At 72.9% G+C, this 11,300-nt stretch carries 12 protein-coding genes and 1 pseudogene; 8 read left to right on the top strand and 5 right to left on the bottom strand.

Annotated features, from left to right (window positions below; translation table 11 throughout):
* The coding region (locus AB0M52_RS22610) for an RsmB/NOP family class I SAM-dependent RNA methyltransferase (RefSeq protein ID WP_363956934.1) at positions 1-1,099 on the top strand (1,099 nt) is incomplete at its 5' end.
* Between the two features lie 96 nt (positions 1,100-1,195).
* Here AB0M52_RS22610 and AB0M52_RS22605 read toward each other — a convergent pair.
* Positions 1,196-2,080: a septum formation family protein gene (locus tag AB0M52_RS22605; RefSeq protein WP_363956937.1), complete on the bottom strand. Its 885-nt coding sequence runs from the start codon at positions 2,078-2,080 to the stop codon at positions 1,196-1,198.
* A gap of 157 nt (positions 2,081-2,237) precedes the next feature.
* The gene (locus AB0M52_RS22600; RefSeq protein WP_363956931.1) at positions 2,238-3,125 is read right to left on the bottom strand and encodes a septum formation family protein; all 888 of its coding nucleotides are present in this window, start codon (positions 3,123-3,125) and stop codon (positions 2,238-2,240) included.
* A gap of 247 nt (positions 3,126-3,372) precedes the next feature.
* Here AB0M52_RS22600 and rpe point away from each other — a divergent pair, with 247 nt between their 5' ends.
* The 7 genes from rpe to ribH all read left to right on the top strand — a co-directional run bounded on the left by rpe (position 3,373) and on the right by ribH (position 9,609).
* Positions 3,373-4,053, top strand: a complete 681-nt coding sequence (rpe, locus tag AB0M52_RS22595; protein ID WP_137778440.1) for a ribulose-phosphate 3-epimerase — start codon at positions 3,373-3,375, stop codon at positions 4,051-4,053.
* Position 4,054: 1 nt separating this feature from the next.
* On the top strand, positions 4,055-5,035 hold the full coding sequence (locus AB0M52_RS22590; RefSeq protein WP_363956927.1) for a response regulator: 981 nt from the start codon (positions 4,055-4,057) through the stop codon (positions 5,033-5,035).
* Between the two features lie 372 nt (positions 5,036-5,407).
* A complete protein-coding gene (gene ribD / locus AB0M52_RS22585) occupies positions 5,408-6,469 on the top strand; it encodes a bifunctional diaminohydroxyphosphoribosylaminopyrimidine deaminase/5-amino-6-(5-phosphoribosylamino)uracil reductase RibD (RefSeq protein WP_363956924.1) in 1,062 nt (353 codons plus the stop codon).
* A gap of 2 nt (positions 6,470-6,471) precedes the next feature.
* Positions 6,472-7,128 carry a riboflavin synthase gene (locus AB0M52_RS22580; RefSeq protein ID WP_363956921.1) on the top strand — a complete coding sequence of 219 codons (657 nt, stop codon included), beginning with the start codon at positions 6,472-6,474 and terminating at the stop codon, positions 7,126-7,128.
* Positions 7,128-7,826: a nicotinamide riboside transporter PnuC gene (pnuC, locus tag AB0M52_RS22575; RefSeq protein WP_363956918.1), complete on the top strand. Its 699-nt coding sequence runs from the start codon at positions 7,128-7,130 to the stop codon at positions 7,824-7,826. Before AB0M52_RS22580 ends, pnuC begins: the two co-directional genes overlap by 1 nt.
* On the top strand, positions 7,823-9,103 hold the full coding sequence (locus AB0M52_RS22570) for a bifunctional 3,4-dihydroxy-2-butanone-4-phosphate synthase/GTP cyclohydrolase II (protein ID WP_363956915.1): 1,281 nt from the start codon (positions 7,823-7,825) through the stop codon (positions 9,101-9,103). Before pnuC ends, AB0M52_RS22570 begins: the two co-directional genes overlap by 4 nt.
* Before the next feature lie 5 nt (positions 9,104-9,108).
* Positions 9,109-9,609, top strand: a complete 501-nt coding sequence (gene ribH, locus AB0M52_RS22565; RefSeq protein WP_363956912.1) for a 6,7-dimethyl-8-ribityllumazine synthase — start codon at positions 9,109-9,111, stop codon at positions 9,607-9,609.
* A gap of 249 nt (positions 9,610-9,858) precedes the next feature.
* Here ribH and AB0M52_RS22560 read toward each other — a convergent pair.
* The 3 genes and pseudogenes from AB0M52_RS22560 to AB0M52_RS22550 all read right to left on the bottom strand — a co-directional run.
* Positions 9,859-10,038: pseudogene (locus AB0M52_RS22560) on the bottom strand (VOC family protein); the annotation flags it as partial.
* Positions 10,039-10,167: 129 nt separating this feature from the next.
* The gene (locus AB0M52_RS22555; RefSeq protein ID WP_363956909.1) at positions 10,168-10,929 is read right to left on the bottom strand and encodes an amino acid ABC transporter ATP-binding protein; all 762 of its coding nucleotides are present in this window, start codon (positions 10,927-10,929) and stop codon (positions 10,168-10,170) included.
* A gap of 2 nt (positions 10,930-10,931) precedes the next feature.
* Positions 10,932-11,300 (bottom strand): ABC transporter permease subunit (locus tag AB0M52_RS22550; RefSeq protein WP_363956906.1); only part of this gene is annotated, 369 nt, incomplete at its 5' end.

Below are 11,300 nucleotides of genomic sequence, written 5' to 3'. Positions count from 1 at the left end.
CCAGCTGCTGCACACCCGGGTGCCCGCGCACGCGGCGGTCTCCTCGACCGTCGACCTGGTCCGGGCGGTCGGCCAGGGCGCGACCGGGTTCGCCAACGCGGTGCTGCGCGAGGTCGCCGGCCGCGACGCCGACGAGTGGGTGTCCCGCCTGGCGCCGCCGATGGAGACCGACCCGATCGGTCACCTCGCGCTGGCCTACAGCCATCCACAGTGGATCGTCCGGGCGTTCGCCGAGGCGCTCGGCGGCGACCTCGGGGAGACCACCCGGCTGCTGATCGAGGACAACGTCCGTCCACCGGTGCACCTGTGCGCCCGGCCCGGCCTGGCCGATCCGGTCGAGCTGGCCGACGAGGTGGGTGGCGCACCGGGTGCCTTCTCGCCGTACGCGGTCTATCTCGGCGGCGGCGCCCCCGGCGATCTGGCGGCGGTGGCCGACGGGCGGGCCCACGTCCAGGACGAGGGTTCCCAGCTGGTGGCGAACGCCCTCGCCACGGCGTCGGTGGACGGCCCGGACGGCCGCTGGCTCGACCTGTGCGCCGGGCCGGGCGGCAAGTCAGGGCTGCTCGGGGCGCTCGCGGCGCAGCGTGGGGCGCGGCTGACCGCGGTGGAGGTGGCCGAGCACCGGGCCCGGCTGGTCGCGAACGCGACCCAGGGTCTGCCGGTCACCGTGCTGAACACCGACGGCCGGCTGGTCGGCGCCGAGCCGAAGCTGCCGGAGGAGCATTTCGACCGGGTGCTGGTCGACGCGCCGTGCACCGGGCTGGGCTCGCTGCGCCGCCGGCCGGAGTCGCGCTGGCGGCGTCAGCCGTCGGATCTGCCGGCGCTGACCCGGCTGCAGCGCGAGTTGCTCGCCGCCGGGCTGCGGGCGGTCCGCCCCGGCGGTGTGGTGGCATACGTGACCTGTTCGCCGCACACCGTGGAGACCCACGTGACGGTGACCGAGGCGGCCCGCCGCTCCGGCATGTCGGTGGATTTCGTCGACGCCCGGCCGCTGCTGCCGGCCGGCATGCCGGGGCTCGGCGACGGGCCGACGGTGCAGCTGTGGCCGCACCGGCACGGCACCGACGCCATGTTCCTCGCCGTGCTGCGCCGCGGCTGACACCCCGATTCGCGCCGCGGCTGACCCCCAGCCGCGCCGCGGCTCACCCGTAAGCCCTGCCGCGCCGGGTCCGACCCGGCGCGGCCCAGGGTGCGGTCAGTTGATCGGCAGCGCCCTGGTGCCGGCGCCCTTCATCGAACGGGTGAGCCCGCGCTCGTTGCTCCACAGGAAGCACTGCACCCCCCGGTTGCCGCTGCGCCACTCGTCCTGTCCGGGGTGGTAGACGATGGTGCCGACGCGGTACTGGAGATTGCCGTCGTCCGGGAGCTTGGCGAATTTGGCGATCACGCTGCGACAGGCCCGGTGGGTCCGCTCGGGGTTCTTCAGGAATGCGGAATAGCTGGACTCCGGGGCCTGCCAGATGCCGACGAATTCGGCCCGGTGCCGGGTGGTGCACTTGACGGCGACCATCTCGGCCACCTCGTCGCCCTCGATGCTGGCGTTGAAGCAACCGTGCCGCAACGGTGACGACCCGGCCAGCGAGCCGGACAGGCTGGCGGTGCGCTGCTCCGCGATCGGATCGTCGAGGCTGCGCGTCTCGTGGGCGTCGCAGCGGAACCAGCGTGCGCCACCGGTCCAGGCCGGCGGCGACGGGAAGACGACGGTCAGCCCGATCCGGCTGGTACGCCAGTCGCCGCCCAGCGCGGTCCGGACCTCCCGGTCGCACTCGCCGAACGCGGCGCGCATCCCCGCGCTGCCGGTGGCGGGCGGGTTGGCGCCGCCCGCGTCGGTGAGCGTACCGACGTGCAGGGTCTCGACCCGGTGCGGCTGCTCGCAGCCCACCGGGGCGTACGCCCGCAGGTAGCCGACCTCCTGCAGCCGGGTGTGGCAGGTCTTCGACTCGGGGGTGAACACCGTGGGGGCGGCCATCGGCGCCCAGTCGTCGACCAGGTCACCGTCCGTTCCGGCCGGCCTGCTACAGCCGGCCAGCGCCAGTGTCGCCACCGCGCCCAACGCGATCCCGGCCAGCCACCGTCGCATCACCGTCGACCTCCTGCTCACGCCGCCCGCGAGCGAAGCGAGGCGGCGGCGCGAGGCACCACTGCTGCTGCTGCGCCTGATGGCTCGCTCGCTCCGCCCGTTCCTGCGCCCCCGTGGATCGTGGCACGCCTCGGTGCGGCAGCATACGGCACGACGGTCAGGTCACCGGTAGTCCCCGCGGGCCGACTCCGCGCATCGAACCGGTGAGCTTGCGGTCGTCGCTCCACAGGAAACAGCGGACCCCGCGGTCGCCCTCGTCCCATTCCCGCTGCGACGGCGGATAGAAGATCGAGCCGGCGCGGTAGGGCAAGTCGGGATTGTTCGGCACGTCGGCGAACGTGGCGATCAGTTCCATGCAGCGCTTGTGTGCCTGATCGGCGGAGCCGACGAACTGCTCCCAGGTCATGTCCCGTTCGATGTACACGCCGACGAACTCGGCGCGATGCGGCTCGGTGCACAGCACCGGGGCCATGTAGTTGAGGTTGTCGCCGATGAGCTTCGGGTCGAAACAGCGGTGGATCAGTGGTGAATCGCCGATCAGGGCCCCGCGCAGGCTACCGGTGCGGTTGACCGGCCGGGTGTTGTCGATGCTGTCGGTCTCGCTCAGGTCGCAGCGGAACCACCGGGCGCCGCCGTTCCAGGCCGACACCGAGGGCAGGGCGATGTTCAGGGTCAGCCGGGCGGTGTGCCAGTCGCCGCCGAGCACCAGCCGGGCCCGCTGGTCGCATTCGGCCCGGGCCGTCCGCAGCGCTGCCGACCCCGGCTCCGGCCGCGGACCGTCGGCCCCCGGGCCGGTGAACTCGCCGACGTGCACCGCCTCGGCCAGGTGGTTGCGGGCGCAGTCCACGGTCTCGTAGGTGCTCGCCTGCACGACCGCGGTGATCCGGGGCAGGCAGGCGTCGGTGGCCGGTACGAACATCGTCGGCACGCGCAGCGTGGGCCAGTCGTCGGTGAGATCCCCGTCCGTCCCGCCCGGTCGTACGCAGCCGCTCAGCAGAATCGCAGCCACGCCGGCCAGCGCCAGCGCCGCGAGCCACCGTCGCATCGTCCGCCCTTTCCGGGGGCCGTCGCCCGGCTGCCGGCCCTCGCACCCACCGGCCTGCACGATACCGTCACCGTCCCTGATGGAGTGTTGCCGCGATTCGGTCGGATGGCCAGTTATGGCCCTGCTTCGTCCTGTTCCGCCGGCCCGAAGGGGACCATTCTGCACCATTGGTCACCTCTGCGTCACGGGGTGTTCCGGTTGGTGACGTGCTGTCAGCGGTTGACGGCCGCGTTCGTACACTGGCCCTGTGACCGTACCGCCGCCGATTGTCGCGCCAAGTATCCTCGCTGCCGATTTCGCCCGTCTTGCCGAAGAGGTCCGTGCCGTCGAGAACGCCGCGGACTGGTTGCACGTGGACGTGATGGACAACCACTTCGTGCCCAACCTGACCATCGGGTTGCCCGTGGTGCAGAGCCTGCGGGCCGCTACCGAGCTGCCCTTCGACGTGCACCTGATGATCGAGGATCCCCGTCGCTGGGCGCCCGGCTACGCCGACGCCGGGGCGTACAACGTCACCTTCCACGCCGAGGCGTGCGACGATCCGGTGGCGCTGGCCAAGGACCTGCGGGCGGCCGGCGCCAAGGCGGGGCTGGCGATCGACCGGGACACCCCCATCGAGCCCTACCTCGACCTGCTGCCCAGCTTCGACACGCTGCTGGTCATGACCATCAAGGCCGGGTTCGGTGGGCAGCGGTTCATCCCGCAACTGCTGGACAAGGTCCGTGCCGCGCGGCGGCACGTCGACGCCGGCCACCTCGAACTGCGCATCGAGGTCGACGGGGGGATCGCCGCCGACACCATCGAGCAGGCCGCCGCCGCCGGAGCCGACGCCTTTGTCGCCGGCACCGCCGTCTACGGCGCTGACGACCCGGCCGAGGCGGTACGCCGGCTGCGCGGGCTGGCGGAGCGCGCGGCGACCGGGGTCTGAGGTGGAGCCCGCCGGCGACCGCAAGGACGTGATCCTCGTCGTCGACGACGACGAGGACATCGCCCGCTTCGTCGAGTTCAACCTGCGGCTGCACGGCTTCGACGTGATGCTCGCCTGCGACGGCCAGGAGGCGCTCGACCTGATCGAGCGGCAGCGGCCCGACCTGGCCGTGGTCGACCTGATGATGCCGCGGGTCGACGGTCTGGAACTGACCCGGCGGCTGCGGGCCGACCCGATGACCGCGGCCCTGCCGGTGATCATGCTGACCGCCAAGGGGATGACCCAGGACAAGGTCAACGGGCTCAGTGCCGGTGCCGACGACTACCTGGTCAAGCCCTTCGACACCCTGGAGCTGCTGGCCCGGGTCACCTCGACCCTGCGGCGCAACAAGGAGTTCCGCGAGGTCTCCCCGCTGACCGGCCTGCCGGGCAACAACCGCATCCGCCGGGAGATCGCCGACCGGGTTCGCGGTGGGGCCGACTACGCGGTCGGCTACATCGACATCGACCGGTTCAAGAGCGTCAACGACCGGTACGGGTTCTCCCGGGGTGACGACTTCATCTCCGCGCTGGCCCGTTGCCTGCACCGGGCGGTGGTCTCGGTGGCGCTGCCGCCGGCCTTCCTCGGTCACGTCGGCGGCGACGACTTCGTCTTCGTCTGCGCCCCCGAGCAGGTCGTGCCGCTCACCTCGCGGGTGTCGACTGACTTCGAGAGGGCCGCGGACGCGCTCTACGATCACACCGACCGGGAACGCGGCTACGTGGAGCTGAAGGACCGGCGGGGCAACATCCGGCGAGCCGCGCTGGTCACCCTCTCCATCGGGGTCACCGTCTCCGACGCCGACAAGCGGATCACCGACCCGCTGGAGGCGATGACGGTCGCCTCCGAGATGAAGACCGTGGCCAAGAGCCAACCCGGCTCGTACGTGGCGGTGGATCGCCGGCGCGGTGTCGCCGATCCCAATTACCGTCATGTGAAGTAGCTCGCCCGGGTGGCCCAACACCCCCGAGGGCGTGTAAAACTTCCCTCAGTACCCACCACGCGCTGGCGGGACTCGGTGTAATTCCGAACCGGCGGTGATCCACGGTCCGACCGTGGTAAGCCCGCGACCCGGGAGCGGTTCGTCCGCCCGGTGGACCTGGTGAGAATCCGGGGCCGACGGTTGGGTGCGGCCCGTCCGCGCCCAGACAGTCCGGATGGGAGACAGCGCGCGGGACGGAAGGGCCGTACGGCTCGCCGGAATTCGGCGTGCGTGCGACCAGCCGGGGCGGCCGTGCCGTACCCGGATTCCGCCGCCGGCCCGTCTGCTCTCCCGCCCCGCCCGCGCGAACGAGCGAGAGGGCATGGGCAGGCGATGGCGAGCGTCTCCGTCGATGAGGCGATGCGGCGCGCGATCGAACTCGCGGCACGCGGGCTCGGCACGACCAGTCCCAACCCGGTGGTCGGCTGCGTGCTGCTCGACGCCGACGGCGAGGTGGTCGGCGAGGGCTTCCACGCGTACGCCGGCGGGCCGCACGCCGAGATCGTCGCGCTGGCCCAGGCCGGCCAGCGGGCGAAGGACGGCACCGCGGTGGTCACCCTGGAGCCCTGCGACCACACCGGCCGCACCGGCCCCTGCAGCACCGCGCTGGTGCAGGCCGGCGTGGCCCGGGTGGTCATCGCCGTACCGGATCCCAACCCGGTCGCCACCGGCGGCGCCGCGACGCTGCGCGCCGCCGGCGTCCGGGTCGACCTGGGGGTACGCGCCAGCGAGGCGGAGAGCGGCAACGTGGCCTGGCTGACCGCGATGCGCCGGGGCTGGCCGTTCGTGATCTGGAAGTACGCGGCGACCCTCGACGGCCGCTCCGCGGCGGCCGACGGCACCAGCATGTGGATCACATCCGAGGCGGCCCGGATGGACGTGCACGCGCTGCGCGCGACCGTCGACGCGGTGGTCGTCGGGGTGGGCACCGTGCTCGCCGACGACCCCCGGCTCACCGTGCGCAATCTGCGCGACGGCAGCCTGGCCATCCGGCAGCCGCTGCGGGTGGTGGTCGACTCGGCCGGGCGTACCCCGGTCGACGCCCAGGTCCGCGACGGCGCCGCCCGCACCTGGATCGCCACCGCGGCCGAGGTGGGGGCCGGCCCGGACGGCGGCGTCGACCTGTTCGCGCTGCTGGCGGCCCTGCACGGTCAGGGAGTGCGCGCCGTCCTGCTGGAGGGTGGCCCGCGGCTCGCCGGGGCGTTCCTCGCGGCCGGCCTGGTCGACCGGGTGGTCGGCTACCTCGCCCCCCGGCTGCTGGGCGCGGGGCCTGCCGCCCTGGTCGACGCGGGCGTCACCACCATCACCGACGCCATCGACCTGGAGATCATCGACGTCACGCAGGTCGGCCCCGACCTGCGGATCACCGCGCTGCCCCGCAAAAGGGAGGGCTAGGCATGTTCACCGGCATCGTCGAGGAACTGGGCGAGGTCGTCGGGGTGACCCCGACGGCGCAGGACTCGGCCCTGGTAGCGGTCCGTGGCCCGCTGGTCACCTCCGACGCCCGGCACGGCGACTCGATCGCGGTCAACGGCGTCTGCCTGACCGTGGTCGACGTCGACGGTGGAGTGTTCACCGCCGACGTGATGGGCGAGACGCTGCGCCGGTCGGCGCTGGGCGCGCTGCGCGCCGGCGACCGGGTCAACCTGGAGCGCGCCGCCGCGCTCGGCAGCCGCCTCGGCGGCCACCTGGTGCAGGGGCACGTCGACGGCGTGGGCGAGGTGCTCGCCCGCGAGCCGGCCGAGCGGTGGGAGACGGTCCGGTTCCGGCTGCCCGCCACCCTGTCCCGGTACGTGGTGGAGAAGGGCTCGATCACCGTCGACGGGGTCTCGCTGACCGTGGCCGAGGTCGGCCCGGACTGGTTCGCCGTCGGCCTGATCCCCACCACCCTGTCGCTGACCACACTCGGTGCCCGAGCGGTGGGCGACTCGGTCAACCTGGAGATGGACGTGCTGGCCAAGTACGTCGAGCGGCTGCTCGGCGCCCGGGCGGCCGACGGCGCCGGGCCGACGGTCGAACTGCCCGGTGTCGCCGCCCCGGGGCCGGTGCGGTGATGACCGGCCCGCTCGGCTGGCTGCTCACCGCCGAGGTCCACGTCGCCGGCTCGCCGGTGCTGGTCCGGGAGATCGTCGGCAACGTCTTCGGTCTCGCCTCCGCGCTGTTCGGCCTGCGCCGACTGGTCTGGGCCTGGCCGGTGGGCATGGTCGGCAACGCGCTGCTGTTCACCGTCTTCCTTGGCGGCGCCTTCGCCACCCCGCAGGCACACGACCTGTACGGGCAGGCGGGCCGGCAGGTGTTCTTCTTCGCGGTCAGCCTCTACGGCTGGTGGCGCTGGGCCCGCACCCGCCGCCTCGGCACCGCCACCGGCGGTGCGGCCGTCGCGCCCCGGTGGGCCACCGGCCGGGAACGGCTGGGCCTGCTCGCCGCCGCCGTCGTGGGCACCGCGCTGGCCTACCCGGTGCTGGGCGCGCTCGGTTCCTGGGGGCCGCTGCCGGACGCCTGGATCCTCACCGGCAGCCTGCTGGCCACGTACGGGATGGCCCGCGGCTGGGTGGACTTCTGGCTGATCTGGATCGCGGTGGACGCCGTCGGCGTGCCACTGCTGCTGCGCGGCGGGTTCTATCCGTCGGCGGCCATGTACCTCGTCTACGGCGCATTCTGCGTCTGGGGCCTGGCCAGCTGGTGGCGCACCTCGCGGGCCACCCGCCCGGCCGCCCCGATCCCGTCCACCTACTCGGAGGCCGTCGCATGAACGAGCGAAGCGGGACGACCATCTTCGACAGCATCGAGCAGGCCCTGGCGGACATCGCCGCCGGCCGGCCGGTCGTCGTGGTGGACGACGCCGACCGGGAGAACGAGGGCGACCTGATCTTCGCCGCCGAGCTGGCCACCCCGGAGCTGCTCGCCTTCACCGTGCGGCACACCTCGGGCTTCATCTGCGTGCCGCTCACCGAGAGCGAGTGCGACCGGCTCGACCTGCCGCCCATGCACCACACCAACCAGGACCGCCGGCAGACCGCGTACACGGTGACTGTCGACGCCCGGGAGGGGGTGAGCACCGGCATCTCCGCCGCCGACCGGGCACACACCATCCGGCTGCTCGCCGACCCGGGCACCGGGCCGGCCGACCTCGCCCGGCCCGGGCACGTGGTGCCGTTGCGGGCCCGTACGGGCGGGGTGCTGCGCCGTCCCGGGCACACCGAGGCGGCCGTCGACCTGACCCGGCTGGCCGGCCTGCGCCCGGCCGGCGTGCTCTGCGAGCTGGTCAACGACGACGGCACCATGATGCGGCTGCCGGACCTGGAGAAGTTCTGCGCCGAGCACACCCTGACCCTGGTCACCATCGCCGACCTGATCGCCTACCGGCGGCGGACCGAGAAGCAGGTCGAGCTGGTCGCCGACGCCCGGATGCCCACCGAGCACGGGGTGTTCCGGGCGCTGGGCTACCGCAGCGAGTTCGACTCCGCCGAGCACGTCGCCCTGGTGATGGGCGACCTCGGCGACGGCCGGGACGTGCTGGTGCGGGTGCACTCCGAGTGCCTCACCGGCGACGTCTTCGCCTCGGTGCGCTGCGACTGCGGCCCGCAGCTCAACGCCGCGCTGGACCGGGTGGCGCGGGAGGGCCGGGGCGTGGTGCTCTACGTCCGCGGCCACGAGGGGCGCGGCATCGGGCTGCTGCACAAGTTGCAGGCGTACCAGTTGCAGGACCAGGGCCGCGACACGGTCGACGCGAACCTCGACCTCGGGCTGCCGGCCGACGCCCGCGACTACGGCACCGGCGCGCAGATCCTCTACGACCTCGGGGTGCGGTCGATGCGGCTGCTGACCAACAACCCGGCCAAGCGGGCCGGGCTGGAGGGCTACGGGCTCACCGTCTCCGGACGGGAGAGCCTGCCGGTGCGCCCGCACCCGGAGAACGTCCGCTACCTGCGCACCAAGCGGGACCGGATGGGACACCTGCTCGACCTGGACGAGGTGGCCGAGGCCCCGATGGGGCGCCCGGTGGCCGGCAAAGAGATCGGAGCGTAGCAACGATGGCGGGTTTCGGTGAGCCGGGAACGACCCCGGTCGACGCGACGGGGATGACCGTGGGCGTGGTCGCCGCCCGGTGGCACGGCGAGCTGACCGACCACATGCTGGACCGGGCGGTGGCCGCGGCCGAGGCGTGCGGCGCGCGCGCGGTGGTGGCCCGGGTGGCCGGCTCGGTGGAACTGCCGGTGGTGGCGCAGGCCCTCGCCCGCCGCTGCGACGTGGTCGTCGCCCTTGGCGTGGTGGTACGCGGCGCGACCGCACACTTCGACTACGTCTGCCGCTCGGTCACCGACGGCCTGACCCGGGTCGCCCTCGACGAGGGCAAGCCGGTCGCCCACGGCGTGCTCACCGTCGACACCATCGAGCAGGCCCGCGACCGCGCCGGCCTACCCGACTCCGCCGAGGACAAGGGCTGGGCATCGACCGTGGCCGCCCTGGACGCCGCCCTGGCCATCCGCCAGGTCGCCACCGCCGCCAACCAGCGGGTCGGCTTCGGCGCCTGACTGAATCCAGCCGTCGTCGGTGCGCCTCGACCAATAGATTACCGATCGGTCCGAGACTGCGCCCGGCGTTGCTGGCCCTGGTGCAGCCGGATGAGCGGGGTGATCCCAGGTCGCCGCTGCGGTGAACGACCAAATCGACCCGTGCCCTCGCCATGGAGTTGACCCGTCAGTGCCACCACCCGGTGGGCGCTGACCGATCTTGTTGGCGGCTGTGGGCGGGCGGCTGCGTCGATCGTTTGGCAAGGGCCGTCAGAGTGGATCGAGGCGGCGCTTGAGCAGGCAGAACTCGTTGCCTTCTGGGTCGGCGAGGACGTGCCAGGACGCCTCCGCGGGCTGACCGATGTCGACGAGTTTGGCCCCGGCGGCCAGGAGGCGCTCAAGCTCGGCGTCCTGATCGCGGTCGGTGGGGTTGACGTCGATGTGTAGCCGGTGATTCCAGGCCCATCACCGCGACTTGCGGGCCTCCCGTTGCGTCGATCCTGAAATGGCCTGGTCGGCAAGCGCCGTCCCGCCCGTCAACTTCACGATCAACACGGTGGCCGCGGGGCGGGTGGGCGGTCAGAGGCGGCCAGCTTCGATGATGCGGGTCAGGAACTGGCGGGTGCGGGGGTGGGTGGGCCCGGCGAACAGCTGCTGCGGTGGGCCGGATTCGATCACGCGGCCGGCGTCGAGGAAGCAGACCTGGTCGGCCACGTCGCGGGCGAAGCCCATCTCGTGGGTGGCCAGGACCATCGTCATCCCCTCCGCCTTGAGGTCGCGGATCATGGTCAGCACCTCGCCGACCAGCTCCGGGTCCAGTGCCGAGGTGACCTCGTCGAGCAGCAGCAGCCGGGGCGAGTTGGCCAGCGCCCGGACGATCGCCACCCGCTGCTGCTGACCACCGGAGAGCCGGTCCGGGTAGGCGTCGGCCTTCGCCCCCAGCCCGACCCGGTCCAGCAGCTCCCGGGCGTGTGCCTCGGCCTCGGCCCGGGAACGGCGGTGCACCCGGCGCGGGGCGAGGGTGACGTTGTCCAGCACGCTCAGGTGCGGAAAGAGGTTGTACGACTGGAAGACCATGCCGATGCGGCGGCGTACCTGGTCGGGGTCCACGCCCGGCGCGGAGATCTCCTCGCCGTCCAGCTCGATCGTCCCGTCGTGCAGTTCCTCCAGCAGGTTGACGCAGCGCAGCAGGGTCGACTTGCCCGACCCGGACGCCCCGATCAGCGCCACCACCTGATGCTCGGCGACGGTCAGGTCGAGCCCGTCGAGGACGACCTGGCCACCGAACTCCTTGCGCAGCCCCCGACACCGCAACACGTCCACGGTCGGCCTCACGTCCATGGTCAGCCTCCGGACTGGCGTCGGGCCGCCCGCAGCGTCACCTGATCGGTGACCGCGATCAGCGGGATCGCGAGCAGGACGAAGAGCACCCCGGCCACGATGTACGGCGTGTAATTGAACGTCTGGGCGGTGGCGATCTGCGCGGCCCGGACCGCGTCGATCGGCCCGGCCAGGGAGACCAGGCCGACGTCCTTCTGCAACGCCACGACATCGTTGAGCAGGGGCGGTGCCACCCGCCGGACGGCCTGCGGCAGCACCACGTGCCGCATGGTCTGCCGGTAGGTCAGGCCCAGCGAGCGGGCCGCCGCGAGCTGGCTCGGGTGCACCGACTCGATGCCGGCGCGGAACACCTCCGCCAAATAGCCGCCGTA

The sequence above is a fragment of the Micromonospora sp. NPDC051296 genome (genome assembly GCF_040682255.1).
GTDB lineage: Bacteria > Actinomycetota > Actinomycetes > Mycobacteriales > Micromonosporaceae > Micromonospora > Micromonospora craterilacus.
Note: the sequence above shows the minus strand (reverse complement) of the source record. Positions and strands in the feature narration are given on the sequence as shown.

Bases quoted from the DNA above. Each gene is read 5' to 3' on its own strand.
- pnuC (WP_363956918.1), top strand. From the start codon at position 7,128: ATGACCGGCCCGCTCGGCTGGCTGCTCACCGCCGAGGTCCACGTCGCC.
- AB0M52_RS22555 (WP_363956909.1), bottom strand. From the start codon at position 10,929: ATGGACGTGAGGCCGACCGTGGACGTGTTGCGGTGTCGGGGGCTGCGC.
- AB0M52_RS22605 (WP_363956937.1), bottom strand. From the start codon at position 2,080: ATGCGACGGTGGCTGGCCGGGATCGCGTTGGGCGCGGTGGCGACACTG.
- ribD (WP_363956924.1), top strand. From the start codon at position 5,408: ATGGCGAGCGTCTCCGTCGATGAGGCGATGCGGCGCGCGATCGAACTC.
- AB0M52_RS22580 (WP_363956921.1), top strand. From the start codon at position 6,472: ATGTTCACCGGCATCGTCGAGGAACTGGGCGAGGTCGTCGGGGTGACC.
- AB0M52_RS22570 (WP_363956915.1), top strand. From the start codon at position 7,823: ATGAACGAGCGAAGCGGGACGACCATCTTCGACAGCATCGAGCAGGCC.
- ribH (WP_363956912.1), top strand. From the start codon at position 9,109: ATGGCGGGTTTCGGTGAGCCGGGAACGACCCCGGTCGACGCGACGGGG.
- AB0M52_RS22600 (WP_363956931.1), bottom strand. From the start codon at position 3,125: ATGCGACGGTGGCTCGCGGCGCTGGCGCTGGCCGGCGTGGCTGCGATT.